Source organism: Nocardia gamkensis NBRC 108242 (assembly GCF_001612985.1).
Classification (GTDB): Bacteria; Actinomycetota; Actinomycetes; order Mycobacteriales; family Mycobacteriaceae; genus Nocardia; species Nocardia gamkensis.
In genome coordinates this window covers 54,721-71,794 of sequence record NZ_BDBM01000038.1, presented here as the reverse complement: position 1 = coordinate 71,794, position 17,074 = coordinate 54,721, and the positions used below count along the sequence as shown (strand labels likewise).

Below are 17,074 nucleotides of genomic sequence, written 5' to 3'. Positions count from 1 at the left end.
CCATGCCGACAACAAACACAGCATGAGCGGTCAGGCCCGCAGGCGGCAGCGCAGCGTAACCACGCAGGGCGAGAGGCACACCGCATGAGTCGCGTCACCGCCCGCCGCCGGATGCGTCGGATCACTCCGGACGCGGACATCCAGCGTCCGGACACCCTCGCTGTCGAAGAGCCGCTGGAAATCCGCATCGGCGGCCAGTCGCTGACGGTCACCATGCGCACCCCCGGCGATGACATCGACCTCGTGCACGGCTTCTTGCTCAGCGAGGACATCATCGGCTCCGCCGAGGACATCGTGGCGGCCCGCTATTGCGCGGGCACCGACGACCAGGGCCGCAACACCTACAACGTCCTCGACGTCACCCTGCGCACCCCGGTCCGGGCACCGGCCCGCTCCTTCCTCACCACCGGAGCCTGCGGGCTGTGCGGCAAGACCGCCCTGGACGAGGTCCGCACCCGCACCCGGTTTCCCTTGCCGCCCGGCCTGCCCGCGGTGGACACCCGCGCACTGTCCGCCATGCCCGGCATGCTGCGTGACCGGCAGTCGGTGTTCGACGCCACCGGCGGACTGCACGCCGCGGGCCTGTTCACCGCCGAAGGCCGGCCGCTGGCGGTGCGCGAGGACATCGGCAGGCACAACGCGGTGGACAAGGTGATCGGCTGGGCCCTGCGCGAATCCCGGGTCCCCGCCCACGATCTGGTGCTCATCGTGAGCGGGCGCGCCTCGTTCGAACTGGTGCAGAAAGCCGTCATGGCCGGGATCCCGATGCTCGGCGCGGTCTCCGCACCCAGCTCACTCGCGGTCGACCTGGCCATCGATGCCAGGCTCTGCCTGGTCGGCTTCCTCCGCGGCGAAACCATGAACATCTACAGCTACCCCGAGCGAATTCGGGTCGAGCCGGGCGCCGACTCGTTGTTGGCCTGACTCACTATTGCCCGCGCCGGATACCCGCTTTACCGTGACTGCACGGAGCCGAAACGGGTTCGGCGAGAACGGAGCGACCGATGCGGATCTCGGTGCAGGGGAACTCCGAGGGCCTGCGGGTGCGGATGCGGTTCGAGCAGCACCGTCGCCTGCTGCTCACGCGGATCGTGCTGGCCGTCTTGGCGGTGCAAGGAGCCGTCGTCGGCCTCTGGGCCACCCTGGCGCCGCATTCCTGGTACACCAGTTTTCCGGGGTTCGGCATTCGGTGGGTGGCGGCGGACGGCCCGTACAACCATCATTTGGCGGCCGACGTCGGTTCCTTCTTCCTGGCGCTGACCGCGGTGACGATCGCCGCGCTGGTCCTCGACCGGACGACGGCGGCCCGGATGGCGGGCATCGGATGGCTGACCTTCGGTGTCCCCCATTTTCTGTACCACGTCCTGCACAAGCCCGCCGAAATGGGCGCGGCGAGCTTCGCGGCCAGCCTGATCGCGGCGCTGCTGCTCGTGGTCGGTGGAGCGGTCTGCGTCTTCGCCCCGCCGCGAGGCGACCTCCCCTTGTCGGATCCGCAGCCGGTCACGGTGCGTTTCCCGCGCCGCCGTACGCGGCCGTCCCGTTGACCGGCCGGGTAGTGCGGGACGCCCGTGGGAGATCACCACGGGCGTGATCCGGTGCGTCCGCAAAGGATGCGCCGCCGAATTCCCCGCCCGTCAGTCCTTCAGCGCTTCGAGCAGTGCCGCGCGCTGACGCGCGCCGAGACCACCGATGCGGCGATCCTCGGGGATCTCCGCCTGGTCCATCAGCTTGGCGGCCTTCACCGGCCCGACACCGGGCAGGGCCTTGATCACCGCGGCCACCTTGGTCTTCTTGACCAGCTCGTCGGAATCGGCCTTCTTCAGCAGGTCCGCGACCGAGACCTTGCCCTCTTTCACCTTGCCGATCAGTTCGGAGCGTGCCTTGCGGACCGCAGCCGCCTTGGCCAACGCCTCGGTGCGCTGCTCTGCGGTCATGGTAGGCAGTGCCATGTCTCCTCCGCTTCCACTCGTCACTCGAACATCTGGTTGACCGGACCGAGTAAACAGCACGCCACCGAGAGCGCAAGCTCGACACACCGGGGCACGAACAGCGGAAATAGCGATGAATTTCCCCGGTTCGCGCCGTCGGAACCGGTGAACGGCCGACGCTCGACGGGCGAAAAGGACGAAAGGAACAGCGGCGGTAACACGGGCGGCGACTTCCCCGACAGACCCAGCGAACACCGAGCACGGAGACGGTTCAACGTCGAACCAGGGGGATCAACGGCGATCCCCCGTACCCGCCGCGGTGAACGACAACCGAACACGGTCACCCGCACAGCCGTGCCAGCATGGCGGCATGCCGAACGCCCCGCGCACATTGCCCGCGATGCTCTGGCTGTGGGCCGGGCGGGCGATCTATCGCGGGCCGTCACTGCGCCTGGACGCGCAGTCGACCGCGGTCGACTGCCTGGCGGTCGGGATCGATGCTCCGTTCACCCTCGCGGCCGATGGCATCGCACGTTCCGCGCGCAGTGCCCTCGTGCCGCCGCGCCGGGTCCACCGGGTGGTCACCGACGGTGACCACATGATGTTCTGCTACTCGGATCCGGGTTCGCCTGCCGCGCGCGCCTGTCGTGACCGAATGACGCGGTGGGACAATGAGTTCGGGCTCTGCCATGCGGCGGAGGACGCACTGGTCACAGCATCGGGCAGCGTTCGCCCCGACCCGGGATCGCTGGCGGACCTCGTCGGTACGGCGCCGATTCCCCCGCTGGACGCCGGCATCGCGGCGGCGCTCGCCGAGCTCGACGCACATCCCGCCGCGACGTTCCCCGCCGCGCGGTTCGCCGCGGCGGCACATCTGTCGGAATCGCGCTTCCTGCACCTGTTCGCCGCCCAGACGGGGACCTCGTTCCGGCGCTATCGCCTCTGGGCCAGGATGCTCGCCGTGGGACGCGCCATCGCCGGAGGCGCGAACCTCACCACGGCCTCGGCCGCGGCCGGATTCGCCAGCCCCTCGCACTTCAGCGACGCGTTCCGCACCCTGTTCGGGCTGTCCGCTTCCGATTTGCTCGCCACCCGCGTCCAGATCGTCGTTCCGGACGGGCCCGAGGGGATCGAATCGGGCAGGAGAACTTGCTAGGCTGAAAAAAACTAGAACACGTTTCACTTCGGAGGAGACTCGATGGCCAAGCAGATCCGCGACGTGGTCGAGCAGTACGTCAAGCTCGTCGGCTCCGGCCCGACCGAGGACATCGTGGCGCTGTACGCGCCCGACGCGATCGTGGAGGACCCGGTCGGCACCCCGCCCAAGCGCGGCCACGCTGCCATCCGCGAGTTCTACGAAGTGATCGCCGCGCTGGATCGGGAGACCGAGTTGCGGCCCGAGAACGTCAGGATCGCGGGCAATCAGGCCGCGTTCCCGTTCACCATCGTCACCAAGGTCGGCGGACAGCGCTTCGTCCTGTCGCCGATCGACGTGATGGAGTTCGACGAGGAAGGCCGGATCACCGGGATGCGCGCCTACTGGAGTCAGGAGGACATGCGGGTCGAACCCGAGTAGTCGCGCGGCGGCCGGGTGCGCCACGTCACATCGCGGCCCCATCACATTCCGGCACGGTCTCTCGTCCGAGAAGTAGGAACCAGATCCGCTGATCGAAGGAGATCGACATGGGCGCCACCCGTATAGCCGCCGTCACCCCGCAGCAGGCCGGCCCGATGACCAAGTTGCTCTACCGGCTGGCCAAGCGCCGCTTCCGCGAAGTGCCGGAGCCGTTCGCCGTCACCGCCAACCACCCGAAACTGCTCACCGCCAACGCCGTCCACGAAACCATGGTCGACAAGGCCAGCACCGCCCTGCCCGCCGTCATCCGGGAGATCGCCGTCTACCGCACAGCGTGGACGATCGGTTGTTCGTGGTGCGTCGACTTCGGCGCCATGCTCATGCGCCTGGGTGAACTGGACGTCGCGCGGCTGGAACACATCGCCGACTACGCGACCTCGCCGCTGTACTCCGACGACGAGCGCGCCGCCATCGCCTACGCCGACGCGATGACCGCCACCCCGACCACTGCCACCGACGAGCAGGTCGCCGACCTGGAGCGGCGCTTCGGCCGAGCGGGCGTGGTCGAACTCAGCTATCACATCGCGCTGGAAAACTCGCGCGCCCGGTTCAATTCGGCGCTCGGGATCACCGCACAGGGTTTCAGCACGGATTCCTGCCGGGTGCCCTGGGCGTGAAAGCGGCCGTGGCGCTGCGGAAACGCGCGGGGGCGACCTGGCACTTCGGCGCCGCGGGCACTCCGGACTGTCGTTAAAGCCCGGAATGCACTAAGAATAGGAGGTGTTGACGTCGCCTGACCGTGCCGCGGTCGACGAGCTGCCGTCGCGAATTTCGCGCAACGGCAGGCCGTGCCGGCGTCTTCGGTTTCTCGAGTTCCCCTCCGCTCAACCCTTTGGAGCCGCATGCTCGACGAACAGACCTCGGACGACGACGTCGCACGGCTGGCGAGACGGGTCGAGAAGGCCCGAGGCCGTCTCGCCTACCAGTTCGACCCGGCGCTGACCGGCGCGCTGTCGGAAGAGGAACTGCTCGAGGAACGCGAACTGGCCGAACGCATCCGGACGCAGGATCGCGACCAGCGCTGGAAGCAGGCCGAGGCGTCCGCCGCGGCGTCCGACCGCGCGCGCAACACCTCGGAGGCCATCGAGAAGGCCGAGATCAGAGACCTGCTGCTGGCGCGCAAGGCCATCGCCGCGCAGCGGCGCGCGTCCAGTCCGCATGCCAGGCTGGCGTCGCTGTACCGGCACCGTTCGTGGTCGCTCGGCTCGCTGGCCGGCGTGGTCGCCGCCGGGATGCTGTGGTCGGCGGTCAACGTCCAGCACAACATCGCGCCGGGTGGCCCGACCGACCCGCTGTACTGGTTCAGCTACCTGCTCGAGGCGATGATCAGCGTGTCGCTGATCATCATCATGATCGGCACGAACAAGGTCACCGAGTGGGGCGTGCTGGACAACCGCAGCCAGGTGGCGGCGGCCGAAGTCGCCCTGCTGACGCTTACCGTGGGACTCAACACCTACCCGTATGTGAGCGAGGGGCGGTGGTTCGACGCCGCCGTGCACGGGGTGGCCCCGGTGATGATCGGTGTCGCGCTGCTCATCCACGACGCCGCGAGCGCCCGATACGGACGCGCGATCAGCTACGCCACCGAGCAGGTGCGGAGCCTGCCCGACCCGACCGGGCACGAGCCCTCGCCGGAACCCTCTTCGGAGGACATCCGGTCCGGCGCGGCCGCGGAGTTCCCGATGAATCTGCACGCGCCGTTGGCACAAGGTGCACACGGCTAGATCTATCGCTCAGCGGCGCAACAGAAGTCGTCACCGAGCACAGCGTCCGGCGGGTGCGAACGACAGTCGGGGCCGCCGCCGGGGGGACGTGAGCCGTCGAGTGGAGACCGGCCCCCGTCCACCGCACCGGTGTTCAGTACGGGTACCGGCTTTCGACCGCGTCCTTGGCCTCTTTGAGCCCGCACCCGGTGAGTTCCCGGTACCGCTTGATCGCGTGAATCTTCTTGCCCTGCGCCAGTAATCCGTCGATCTCCGCCATGCCGTCACCCCGCGGGACCGACGGAACGGCGCGCGGTGGTGCGGCCGACGTCGGCGCCTCGATGCCGAGCTGGGTCATGATCAGATCGAGTTTGACGTGTAACGCGTCGACCTTGCGCTCCAAGCGCCGGTTGGCAAACATGACCCATCGTAACGACCGGCGCCGCTCCTCACGCCGCGTCGAGCACGGCGTCGGCGAGACTCGTCCGGGTTTCGAAACGCCCGAGGTCCTCGGCCAGTTGCAGCAGCCGGTCCACGCACCACGCACCGGTGACCAGGCGTAGCCGGCGACCGGTCTGCGTCAGCATGCTCCGCGCGTCGACCAGGACATACAGCCCGGCGACGCCGAAGAACGTGACTTTGGAGAGATCGACGACCACCAGGGGCGCCGCCGTACCCAGTGAACCGATCAGTCTGCGACGGAACACCTCGACGGTGTAATAGTCGACTTCGCCCGCAAGGGCGCATAGCGTGACATGGTCGCTCGGGGCCGTGACGGAGATCTTGAGCCGCTCCGCAGGGTGATCGGCATTGCGAGCGGCGGTGAGAACGTACGTGGGAGTGGCCAAGCCTGCCGACATGAGGACCTCGGTCCTGTCGCCCGCAACAATCTCCCGAGGAGGTGTGCGGGGTGCTGATGCGCTCCGGAAGACCGGGCCGCCGGAACTAGGCTGTCTGCTCAACCCTCACGAATGTGTACCCCCGGGAAGGGGCCGCCACACCCGAGAATTACGCCGACTTCTCCCGGCGCTCCGGCCGCTGCGCCTTGCGCGGCACGATGGTGGGCAGCACGTTGTCGTTGACCGTGTCCGCGTTCACGACCACCTTGGCGACGTCGTCGCGGCTGGGGATGTCGTACATCGCGGGCTGCAGGACCTCCTCCATGATCGCCCGCAGACCACGCGCGCCGGTGCCGCGCAGGATCGCCTGATCGGCGACCGCCTCCAGCGCGTCGTCGGTGAACTCGAGGTCGACCCCGTCCATCTCGAACAACCGGACGTACTGCTTGACCAGCGCGTTCTTCGGCTCGGAGAGGATCTTGACCAGCGATTCCTTGTCCAGGTTGGTCACCGAGGCGACCACCGGCAGACGGCCGATGAACTCGGGGATCAGGCCGAACTTGATCAGATCCTCGGGCATGACGTCCGCGAAGTGATCGGTGGTGTCGATCTCGGCCTTGGACCGCACCTCGGCGCCGAAGCCGATACCGCGGTGGCCGGTGCGGTCGGAGATGATCTTCTCCAGGCCCGCGAAAGCGCCCGCGACGATGAACAGCACGTTGGTGGTGTCGATCTGGATGAACTCCTGGTGCGGGTGCTTGCGCCCACCTTGGGGCGGCACGCTCGCCTGGGTGCCCTCCAGGATCTTCAGCAGGGCCTGCTGCACGCCCTCGCCGGACACATCGCGGGTGATCGACGGGTTCTCGCTCTTGCGGGCGATCTTGTCGACCTCGTCGATGTAGATGATGCCGGTCTCGGCGCGCTTGACGTCGTAGTCGGCGGCCTGGATCAGCTTCAGCAGGATGTTCTCGACGTCCTCGCCGACATACCCGGCCTCGGTCAGCGCGGTGGCGTCGGCGATGGCGAACGGCACGTTCAGCATCTTCGCCAACGTCTGGGCCAGATAGGTCTTGCCGCAGCCGGTGGGGCCCAGCATCAGGATGTTGGACTTGGCCAGCTCGACGGTCTCGCCGCGGCTGTCGCGACTCTTGTCACCGGCCTGGATGCGCTTGTAATGGTTGTAGACGGCCACCGCGAGAGTGCGCTTGGCGGTGTCCTGGCCGATGACGTAGTTCTCCAGGAAGTCCCGGATCTCGGCAGGCTTGGGCAGCTCATCGAGCTTGACCTCGCTCGATTCGGCGAGTTCCTCCTCGATGATCTCGTTGCAGAGATCGATGCACTCGTCGCAGATGTACACCCCTGGTCCCGCAATGAGCTTCTTGACCTGCTTCTGGCTCTTTCCACAGAACGAGCACTTCAGCAGATCGCCGCCATCTCCGATGCGCGCCATCTCGTGGGTCCCTACTTCCTTGTCCGCGTGCAACCGTCCGTCCAGGTTGCCAGCTGTCCACCACTTTCGCAGCCGCAAACGCATCGACTGAATCGTGGCCGGTGGGCAGTGCTGTCAACCGGGAGCAAAGGTCCCTAGGTCGACCGTACCCGGTGTTCGGGACGGAGGTCGACAACTCGCGCATGTTTCTCGCGCGGGTTGTGCGAGTTGTCACGACGCCGAAAGGCGGACCGCCCGCCTGATCGGCATTCGAACACTCCGGACCGCACCTCGCGCCGCGGCGGGGTTCGAACACATTCTCGAACCGCGGCGGCGCGACGAGCGGTCCGGCCGGGTGGCACACCCATGGCATGCTTCCCGGCCGGAATTCCCTGTCATAGAACGATTTCCGAGCTTACCGCCGCCGGGATCGGCGATTCGCCCCAGTCCTCCCGGCGGGGCCGGAAACGACTGTTCGCGCGTTATTTCTGCGCGCTGAGCTTGCGGTAGTCGAACACCGTGTCGATGATCCCGTATTCCTTGGCGTCCTCGGCCGTCAGGATCTTGTCACGGTCGGTGTCCTTGCGGATGGTGTCGGCGTCCTTGCCGGTGTGCCGCGCGAGCGTGGTCTCCATCAGGCGACGCATGCGCTCGATCTCGGCGGCCTGGATCTCCAGGTCCGACACCTGACCCTGGATGCCGCCCTCCAGCGACGGCTGGTGGATCAGCACGCGGGCGTTGGGCAGGCAGGCCCGCTTGCCGGGGGTGCCCGCGGCGAGCAGCACCGCCGCGGCCGAGGCGGCCTGGCCCAGGCAGACCGTGGCGACGTCGGCGCGCACGTACTGCATGGTGTCGTAGATGGCCATCAGCGAGGTGAACGAGCCACCCGGCGAGTTGATGTACATGGTGATGTCGCGGTCGGGGTCCAGCGACTCCAGCACCAGCAGCTGCGCCATGACGTCGTTGGCCGAGGCGTCGTCCACCTGCACGCCGAGGAAGATGATGCGCTCCTCGAACAGCTTGTTGTACGGGTTGGACTCCTTGACGCCGAAGCTCGAGTGCTCGATGAACGACGGCAGGATGTAGCGAGCCTGCGGGCTCTGCGGCGCGATGCCGGACAGGCCGGCGCGCGGGTCGATCGAATTGGCCATCTTCGTCTCCAAAGTCGGTGCGGCGGCCGGACGTTCGAGGTGTCCGGGGGCCTGTGGGTGATCCGGTGCGTTACTTCTTGGCGCCGTTGGCCTGGTTCGCGTGGCTGATCACGTGGTCGATGAAGCCGTACTCCAGGGCTTCGGACGCGGTGAACCAGCGGTCGCGGTCGGCGTCGGTGGTGACCTGCTCGACCGACTTGCCGGTGTGCAGCGCCTGCAGCTCGTTCAGCTCACGCTTGGTGTGCGCGAACTGCTCGGCCATGATCGCGATGTCGGCCGCGGAGCCGCCGATCCCCGCGGACGGCTGGTGCATCATGATGCGCGCGTGCGGCAGCGCGTAGCGCTTGCCCTTGGTGCCCGCGGTGAGCAGGAACTGCCCCATCGACGCGGCCAGGCCCATGCCATAGGTGGCGATGTCGCACTCGGCGAACTGCATCGTGTCGTAGATGGCCATGCCCGCCGTCACCGAGCCGCCCGGCGAGTTGATGTAGAGCGAGATGTCCTTGGTGGGATCCTCCGCCGAGAGCAACAGGATCTGCGCGCACAGCTTGTTCGCGATGTCGTCGTCCACCTGCGTGCCCAGGAAGATGATGCGCTCACGCAGCAGGCGCTCGTACACCGAATCACTGAGGTTGAGACCAGCAGTCGCGGTTGTCATGACCCCTGCCTGGTTGATTGTCACGGATACCTGCCTTCTCTCGCCGGCTCGTTGCGGAGTGCCACATAGCCATCACTGGTCGGATATGCCGCACCCCATCGGGCGGGCTATCCGACTTGTCGTCACAAACATTAACGAAGCAGGGCGGCACCGAACTCCCGGTACCGCCCTTTCTTCGCTCACAGCGCAATCAGCGCACCTCTCGGGCGTCGAGCACGCCGACATTCCATGAAATTATTCGGCGTCCGCCGCGGCCGTCTCGACGGCCTGGTCCTCGTCCGCGGAATCGGTGGGAGCGCCGAACATTTCGGCGGTGTCCACCGTGTTGCCCTCGGAGTCGGTGACGGTCACCTTGCCGACCACGCCCGCCAGCGCCTTGCCGCGGCGCACGTCCGCGAACACCGCGCCGAGCTGGCCCGCCTGCTGCACCTGCTGGATGAACTGCTCCGGCGCCATGCCGTAGCGCTGCGCCTGGAACAGGATCCGCTCGGTGAGCTCGTCCTGGCCGACCTGGGTGCCCTCCGCCTCGGCGATCGCGTCCAGCAGCAGCTGGGTCTTGACCGACTTCTCGGCGGCCTCCTTGGTCTCGGTGTCGAACTCCTCGCGGGTGCTGCCCTGCGCCTCGAGCGCCTCGGCGAACTTGGCCTCGTCGTGATCGAAGCCGTGCACCGCGTCGTGGGTCACGGCGTCGATCTCGGCCTTCACCACGGCGTCGGGCAGCGGCACCTCGACCTGCTCGAGCAGGGTGTCCAGCACCTTGTCGCGGATCTCGCCCGCCTGCTGCACCTTCTTGACCCGCTCGACGCGGCTGCGCAGATCGGCCTTCAGCTCTTCCAGCGTGTCGAATTCACTGGCCAGCTGGGCGAACTCGTCGTCGGCCTCGGGCAGCTCGCGCTCCTTGACGGACTGCACCGTGACGGTGATGACCGCCTCCTTGCCCGCGTGCTCGCCCGCGACCAGCGTGGAGGTGAACTCCTTCGACTCGCCCGCCGACAATCCGACCAGCGCCTCGTCCAGGCCCTCGATGAGCTGACCGGATCCGACCTCGTGGGACAGGCCGGTCGTGGCGGCCTCGGCCACCTCCTGGCCGTCCACGGTCGCCGAGAGATCGATGGAGACGAAGTCGCCGTCCTGCACCGGACGCTCGACACCGGTCAGGGTGCCGAAGCGCTGGCGCAGCGACTGCAACTGCTCCTCGATGTCCTCGTCGCCGACGGTGAACGCGTCGACGGTGACCGCGATGCTCTCGTAGTCCGGCAGGGTGATCTCCGGACGCACGTCGACCTCGGCGGTGAAGGCGAGTTCCTGACCGTCCTCGATCTTGGTGATCTCGATCTCCGGCTGGCCGATGACCTTCACCTCGGAGGTGGTGACGGCCTCGCTGTAGCGACCCGGCAGCGCGTCGTTGACCACCTGCTCCAGGATCGCGCCGCGACCGAGGCGGGCCTCGAGCAGCTTCGCGGGCGCCTTACCGGGACGGAAGCCGGGGATACGGACCTGCTTGGCCAGTGCCTTGTACGCGCGGTCGAAATCGGGCTTCAGCTCCTCGAAGGGCACCTCGACATTGATCCGGACCCGGGTCGGGCTCAGCTGCTCGACGGTGCTCTTCACGGACATGCTCCTTGTTCGTTGTTCGTACTGGTTGACGTTCGGTGTGCGGTGCCTCCCCGGCACTCCGAAGTCGGAACGGCGGATGAGGCGGCCCTACGCTGGCTGCCGCACTCCCCCGACCGGCGCAGATCCGGACCGGAGTCCCGGCCTCGGCCGAGACGACGAGGAATGCGGCGTACGCCACGCATCCCGACCAGGTTAGTTGACCGGCCGAGCGGACCTGCATCCGGCGGTGGCTCCGCGGGCCGCGAGGGCCGCGGTCACTTCCCCACCGACACCGCGTCGGTGACGAAGACCAGCGTCTCGTACGGCGCGATGCCCCGCCCGCCCGCGCCGTAGCCCAGCTCCGGCGGCACGATCAACAACCTGCGCGAGCCTTCCCGGACGCCGACGAGACCCTGGTCCCAGCCGTCGATGACCTGGCCCGCGCCGAGGTCGAGCTGGAACGGCTTGCCGCGACCGAACGAACTGTCCAGCGTCTTCTTGTCCGACCAGGTGACCAGTGCGTAGTTCATGGTGAGCCGCTGCCCCGCCGCGGCGCCGGGCCCGCTGCCCTCGATGAGGTCCTTGACGATCAACTGCTTCGGCGGGTCGCAGTCGTCCGGGATGGTGACGGTGGGCGCGGCGCCGAAGCCACCGGTGACGCCGATGTCCTCGGCGGTGCACTCCCGGCCTTTGCTCTGCGTGGCCGGGCGCTGCGCGGGGGAAGGCCCCGCCGCCGCGGTGGTCCTCGTCGCGGAGACGGTCGTGGCGGTCGGCTCGTCGTCCGAGCCGCAAGCCGCCAGCGCGATGGTCGTCGCGGCGAGGGCGCCGATACCGATGATCCTTCCGAGAATGTGCATGCCGCGGACCCTAGACCACGAACGGGCGCCGGGCGGGGCGAGCTTCCCGCGACACGCGCGGACCGCCGCGGGGACCTCGCTCCGGCTAGGCTGGCGATGAATCTCCATCCGGCGTTGTCGATTCCGATCGGCAACCGTTGCAGGACCGGGACGGCGGCCACTCGTGGCGCCGCTGTCCTCGATACCCGAACGTGAGGAGAGTCGGCGTATGACCCACATGGCAAGCGCAGGTGGCGATACCTCGGCGGACAACGTCGGCAGCACCGGCGGCCGGACCGTCGCCCCGCGTCCCTACCGGCTCGCGGACATGCCGGGCCCGTTGGAACGCGACGAACTGGCGTCGATCGACGCGTGGTGGCGGGCCGCCAACTATCTCGCGGTCGGCCAGATCTATCTGATGGCCAATCCGTTGCTGCGCGAGCCGCTGCGCTCCGAGCACATCAAGCCCAGGTTGCTCGGGCATTTCGGCACGGTGCCCGGCCTGAATCTGGTCTGGGCGCACGCCAATCGCGCGATCCGGCAACGCGGGCTGAACGCCGTCTTCGTCGCGGGCCCCGGGCACGGCGGTCCCGGCCCGAACGCGTCCGCCTGGCTGGAGGGCACATACTCCGAGCTCTACAGCCACATCTCGCAGGACGCGGCGGGCATGGGCGCGCTGTTCGGCCAATTCTCCTTTCCCGGCGGGGTGCCGAGTCACTGCGCGCCGGAGACTCCGGGCTCCTTCCACGAGGGCGGCGAACTCGGCTATTCGCTGCTGCACGCGTTCGGCGCCGCCTTGGACAATCCCGATCTCACCGTGTTCTGCGTGGTGGGCGACGGCGAGGCGGAGACGGGACCGCTGGCCACGAGCTGGCACGCGAACAAGTTCCTCAGCCCGGCGCGCGACGGCGCGGTGCTGCCGATCCTGGCGCTGAACGAGTACAAGATCGCCAATCCGACCATCCTGGCGCGCATCCCGGAAGCGGAACTGCTGGCCCTGCTGCGCGGATACGGCTACGAACCGATCGTCGTCGCGGGCGACGATCCCGCGGCGGTGCACCAGGCGATGGCCGCGGCGGTGGACACGAGCATGGAACGCATCGACCGGATCCAGCGCGCCGCGCGCGGCGGCGGTGACGGGGCGCGGCCCACCTGGCCGATGATCGTGCTGCGCACACCCAAGGGCTGGACCTGTCCTCCGGTGGTGGACGGCGACCAGGTCGAGGGCACCTTCCGGGCGCACCAGGTGCCGTTGCCCGGCGCGCGCACCGATGCCGAGCACCGCGCGGTACTGGAGCAGTGGCTGCGCTCCTACCGTCCGGAGGAGCTGTTCGACGACAGCGGCGCGCCGGCGCCGGAACTGATCGCTCAGGTACCGGGCGGCGATCGGCGGATGAGCGCCAATCCGGTCGCCAACGGCGGCGCGCTGCTGCGCGACCTGCGCCTGCCGGACTGGCGCGACTTCGGCGTCGATGTGCCCGCGCCGGGCGCGACCGAGCACGAAGCCACCAGGGTGCTCGGCGGCTGGCTGCGGGAGGTCACCAGGCGCAATCCGGACAACTTCCTCACCTTCGCGCCGGACGAACTGGCCAGCAACCGGTTACAGGACATCCTCGAGGTCACCGGCCGCGCCTGGCAAGCCGAGATCGACCCTCGCGATCAGAAGCTCGACCGCACCGGCCGGGTGATCGAAGTGCTGTCCGAACACATGTGCCAGGGTTTGCTGGAGGGCTACCTGCTGACCGGCAGGCATGGTGTGTTCACCTGTTACGAGGCCTTCATCCACATCGTCGACGCGATGTTCAATCAGCACGCCAAATGGCTCGACGCCAGCTCGGCGGTGCCGTGGCGGCGCCCGATTCCCAGCCTGAACTATCTGCTGTCCTCGCACGTCTGGCGCCAGGACCACAACGGATTCACCCACCAGGACCCCGGTTTCCTGGACGTGGTGCTGAACAAGAAGGCCTCCATCGTGCGGGTGCACCTGCCGCCGGACGCCAACACGCTGCTGTCCACCTATGACCACTGCCTGCGCTCCCGGCACTACGTGAACGTGGTGGTCGCGGGCAAGCAGCCCCAGGCCGACTGGCTGTCGGTCTCCGAAGCCGCCGAGCACTGCGCGCGCGGGATCGGCATCTGGCCGTGGGCGGGCCACCGGGACGAGCCGGGCACCACGCCGGACGTGGTGCTCGCCTGCGCGGGCGACGTACCGACGCTGGAGACCCTCGCCGCGGCCGCGATCCTGCGCGAGCGGCTGCCGGAGCTGCGCGTCCGAGTGGTCAACGTGGTCGACCTGATGCGGCTGCAACCGCGGGACGAGCATCCGCACGGCCTGCCCGACCGCGAGTTCGACACGCTGTTCACCCGGGACCGGCCGGTCATCTTCGCCTTCCACGGCTATCCGTGGCTGGTGCACCGGCTGACCTATCGGCGCACCAATCACGGCGAACTGCATGTCCGTGGTTACAAGGAGCGGGGCACGACGACCACGCCATTCGACATGGTGATGCTCAACGATCTGGACCGATACCACCTCGTCATGGACGTGATCGATCGGGTGCCCAGCCTGGGTGAGCGCGCCGCCGGGCTGCGGCAGGAGATGGTCGACGCGCGCTGGACGGCTCGCGCGTGGACCAGGGAACACGGTGCGGACATCCCCGAGGTAGCCGACTGGAGCTGGCCCTACGGGAGCGGCCGCGAGTAAGTACGATCGACCGTATGGAAAGTGGCCCGCACGCCGCCGAGATCACCGACAAGCGACTGCTGCGCGGTGCGCGAACTCGCGCCACGGTGCTGCGGCAGGCGGTGGACATCGCCTCGCTGGATGGATTGGACGGCCTCAGCTTCGGCAGGCTGGCCGCCGACACCGGACTGAGCAAGGCGGGCATCCAGACCCTGTTCCGCACCAAGGAAGCACTGCAACTGGCCGCCGTCGACCACGCGCGCGACCGGTTCGTGGAAGCGGTCGTCGAACCGGCCCGTTCCGCGCCGCACGGCGTCGCCCGGCTGCGAGCCTTGCTCGACCACTGGATGGTCTACGCCGAGACGCCGCTGTTCCCGGGCGGCTGCTTCCGCGTCGCGACCATGGCCGAGTGCGACAGCAAGCCGGGCCCGGTGCGCGATGCCCTGTTCCGCGATCAGCGAGCGTGGGTAGGGCTGCTGGCACGGGAGCTGCGCTCGGCGGCGTCCGCCGGTGAGATCGCCGAACTGGACGCGGATCTGGTCGCGTTCCAGATCGATGCGGTACTGTGCGCCACCAATACCGCGCTGCGACTCGGCGATCCGGAGGCCGCCGCCCGCGCCCATCGCATCGTCGAAGGCTTTCTGCGACCGCTCTGAGCAAGCGCCATACGTTTCGGGTATGACACGACCCAATGGGTCCCTACTCCAGCGCATTCGGAAATCTCGGACAGATGTCGTCGGCACCTTGTATCTTGCGGACAACGCGTTCCACGCGTTTCCGTAGCAGTCCCCCATCCGTCGCCGTTGCCGGAGGGCGCGCAGAAGGGCGGTTCTCATGAACCACACAGCCGAAGCGACCGGGTTGGAAATCCTAGGTGCGATCTTGATGGTGGCCTGGATGGTCGTCATGTGGGCGGCCGTCGGCGTACTCGCCGTCGCGGTGCGTAAACCTCTGCGACCATGGATGTTCCGTACCGCACTCGGTGTCATCGCACTGGGCGTGGTAGCCCAGATAGGACACTTCCAGGAGCACGTGGCACAGGTCGGGTACTGGATCCAGCACCCGAACTCACCGGCGTGGATGACCCCGTGGGGCACCGGCCTGGCCAACGGATTCGGTCGGGTCGACCACATGAAGCCGGCGCTCGGCATGGAACTTCTGCACTTGGTGGGCAATTTCCATTTCCTCGCCGGACTGGTCGGCATCGCCCTGGTCACCCACCACGCCCTGGAGAGCAAGGCACGCAAGTGGGGTCGCATGGGCGTGCTGATGCAAGGCATCCACGGACTCGAGCATCTCGCGCTCACCCTGACGGTCGCCTTCGGCACCAAGGCGATCGGGCTGTCGACCATCTTCGGCCTGCTCGACCCCGGCCCCGGCGCGGCGACGTACCGCATCTGGTGGCACTTCCTGGCCAACGTGATCGGCACGACCATCTTCGCCGTCGCGCTGTATCACCTGTGGCGCGAACGCGCGGTGATCGAAGCACCGTTCCGCACCCCCGCCGCCGCGAAGCCGAAGCGCGCGCCGGCCGCGGCCGAGGGTTCGGGTGCCCCGGCATTCGCGGCGGTGACCGAAGCCTGATCGATAGCAGAGCCGTAGACGGTTCTGCACCGATATCGCCGCCACGGATCCGCGCAGGACCGTGACAGCCCGAGAAAAACGAGGGCGTCCGCCATCCCGGCGGACGCCCTTCTTCGCGCGTAGACCCGCCCCTGCCGAACACACCGCCGATCGACGGCACAATGCTCGAAGGCCGACCTCGCGGTTTGCCACCACCGCAACCGCCCGCGACCGCTCGTATTCGACCCACCAACGCGACGTGGGGTCGCCCCGCGCAGAGCTGCTGCTCGCCGCGGTTGATTCACCCGCCCACAAGCGGCAAACCGGTGGACGGGAGCGCCGCCCCCTTTGCTCAGCCCTCCGATCCCGCACACGGCTGAACCCACATCTTCGTGACCCGCGAGTTGGTCTCGGCGAAGGCCCGGCCGGTAACGCATCACATTCGATGTGCCCGCGGTTCACCGCACGCTCGGCGCCGAGATGCTGGGCATCAGCTTCCCCGCTGGTTAGGACGCCGCCTCCGAGAGGAATCCGCCGAGCATTCCCACGCATGAGAAACCTCTCGACAAATGATCGACCCGTCGATTAATGTGACGTTATCCAACGGCACGATAGATGGGACCCACGGATCGGACCACACCGGACCGATCCCCGATCCCGAGGTGGCGAGATGAACGGACGCGAACGATGACCGGCATCACGCCGCACCAGCGACGGACACAGACCTGGCTCGTCCGCCCGCTGATCGTGAGCGCGATAGCGGCCACGCCGGAAACCCCGGCGTCGACCGAAGCGCTGGCCGGGCCCGACACGACCGTCGCCCCGCGCCCCGCAGCAGACCCGGGCCGCCACGGATACGACAGGCCGGGCTCTCCCCATTCCGACGACCGGGACCGAGCCGATCGGCACCGCCCCGCGGACGACATGTCCGCGACGGATGCCACCCCGATCCCCTCCCCGCCCCCACCTCGCGCGGCAACCCCGACCACCGACGTTCGCCGCACCGCCGCAGCTCGCGCCGTACCGCCGTGCACAGCGCGAAATCCGAACGG

General features: G+C 68.1%; 17 protein-coding genes. 9 read left to right on the top strand and 8 right to left on the bottom strand.

Translation table 11 applies throughout. The annotated features are described in order from the left end of the window. Positions 1–84 precede the first annotated feature (84 nt). On the top strand, positions 85–924 hold the full coding sequence (gene fdhD, locus NG1_RS26215; protein WP_062975082.1) for a formate dehydrogenase accessory sulfurtransferase FdhD: 840 nt from the start codon (positions 85–87) through the stop codon (positions 922–924). 80 nt (positions 925–1,004) lie between these two features. Further along, a complete protein-coding gene (locus NG1_RS26210) occupies positions 1,005–1,544 on the top strand; it encodes a hypothetical protein (RefSeq protein ID WP_062975080.1) in 540 nt (179 codons plus the stop codon). 90 nt (positions 1,545–1,634) lie between these two features. Here NG1_RS26210 and mihF read toward each other — a convergent pair whose 3' ends face one another. Next, entirely contained in the window at positions 1,635–1,949 is a 315-nt protein-coding gene (mihF, locus tag NG1_RS26205; RefSeq protein ID WP_040865486.1) for an integration host factor, actinobacterial type, read from the bottom strand. Positions 1,950–2,298: 349 nt separating this feature from the next. Here mihF and NG1_RS26200 point away from each other — a divergent pair, with 349 nt between their 5' ends. From NG1_RS26200 to NG1_RS26185, 4 genes are all read left to right on the top strand, one after another. Next, the gene (locus NG1_RS26200) at positions 2,299–3,084 is read left to right on the top strand and encodes a helix-turn-helix domain-containing protein (protein ID WP_063910440.1); all 786 of its coding nucleotides are present in this window, start codon (positions 2,299–2,301) and stop codon (positions 3,082–3,084) included. Positions 3,085–3,126: 42 nt separating this feature from the next. After that, positions 3,127–3,504: a nuclear transport factor 2 family protein gene (locus NG1_RS26195; RefSeq protein WP_062975078.1), complete on the top strand. Its 378-nt coding sequence runs from the start codon at positions 3,127–3,129 to the stop codon at positions 3,502–3,504. A gap of 107 nt (positions 3,505–3,611) precedes the next feature. Continuing rightward, a complete protein-coding gene (locus NG1_RS26190) occupies positions 3,612–4,181 on the top strand; it encodes a carboxymuconolactone decarboxylase family protein (protein WP_062975076.1) in 570 nt (189 codons plus the stop codon). 225 nt (positions 4,182–4,406) lie between these two features. Beyond that, entirely contained in the window at positions 4,407–5,288 is an 882-nt protein-coding gene (locus NG1_RS26185) for a hypothetical protein (protein ID WP_245660061.1), read from the top strand. 133 nt (positions 5,289–5,421) lie between these two features. Here NG1_RS26185 and NG1_RS26180 read toward each other — a convergent pair whose 3' ends face one another. The 7 genes from NG1_RS26180 to NG1_RS26150 form a co-directional block, all read right to left on the bottom strand. Next, on the bottom strand, positions 5,422–5,688 hold the full coding sequence (locus NG1_RS26180; protein WP_062975074.1) for a ribosomal protein bL12: 267 nt from the start codon (positions 5,686–5,688) through the stop codon (positions 5,422–5,424). 28 nt (positions 5,689–5,716) lie between these two features. Further along, positions 5,717–6,127, bottom strand: coding sequence for an STAS domain-containing protein (locus tag NG1_RS26175; RefSeq protein ID WP_062975072.1), 411 nt, complete (start codon positions 6,125–6,127; stop codon positions 5,717–5,719). 148 nt (positions 6,128–6,275) lie between these two features. After that, entirely contained in the window at positions 6,276–7,556 is a 1,281-nt protein-coding gene (clpX, locus tag NG1_RS26170; RefSeq protein ID WP_062975089.1) for an ATP-dependent Clp protease ATP-binding subunit ClpX, read from the bottom strand. A 461-nt stretch (positions 7,557–8,017) separates the two neighbouring features. Further along, positions 8,018–8,686: an ATP-dependent Clp protease proteolytic subunit gene (locus NG1_RS26165; RefSeq protein ID WP_062975070.1), complete on the bottom strand. Its 669-nt coding sequence runs from the start codon at positions 8,684–8,686 to the stop codon at positions 8,018–8,020. A gap of 70 nt (positions 8,687–8,756) precedes the next feature. After that, entirely contained in the window at positions 8,757–9,344 is a 588-nt protein-coding gene (locus NG1_RS26160) for an ATP-dependent Clp protease proteolytic subunit (RefSeq protein WP_040865480.1), read from the bottom strand. Between the two features lie 234 nt (positions 9,345–9,578). Then, positions 9,579–10,955: a trigger factor gene (tig, locus tag NG1_RS26155; RefSeq protein ID WP_062975087.1), complete on the bottom strand. Its 1,377-nt coding sequence runs from the start codon at positions 10,953–10,955 to the stop codon at positions 9,579–9,581. 260 nt (positions 10,956–11,215) lie between these two features. Beyond that, entirely contained in the window at positions 11,216–11,797 is a 582-nt protein-coding gene (locus tag NG1_RS26150; protein WP_062975068.1) for an FKBP-type peptidyl-prolyl cis-trans isomerase, read from the bottom strand. Between the two features lie 208 nt (positions 11,798–12,005). On the opposite strand from NG1_RS26150, the gene NG1_RS26145 reads away from it, so the two are divergent. From NG1_RS26145 to NG1_RS26135, 3 genes are all read left to right on the top strand, one after another. After that, a complete protein-coding gene (locus tag NG1_RS26145) occupies positions 12,006–14,480 on the top strand; it encodes a phosphoketolase family protein (RefSeq protein ID WP_210750891.1) in 2,475 nt (824 codons plus the stop codon). Between the two features lie 14 nt (positions 14,481–14,494). Beyond that, complete coding sequence (locus tag NG1_RS26140; protein ID WP_062975066.1) at positions 14,495–15,115, top strand: TetR/AcrR family transcriptional regulator; 621 nt, start codon at positions 14,495–14,497, stop codon at positions 15,113–15,115. Between the two features lie 178 nt (positions 15,116–15,293). Beyond that, entirely contained in the window at positions 15,294–16,043 is a 750-nt protein-coding gene (locus NG1_RS26135; RefSeq protein WP_062975064.1) for a DUF6008 family protein, read from the top strand. Positions 16,044–17,074 lie beyond the last annotated feature (1,031 nt).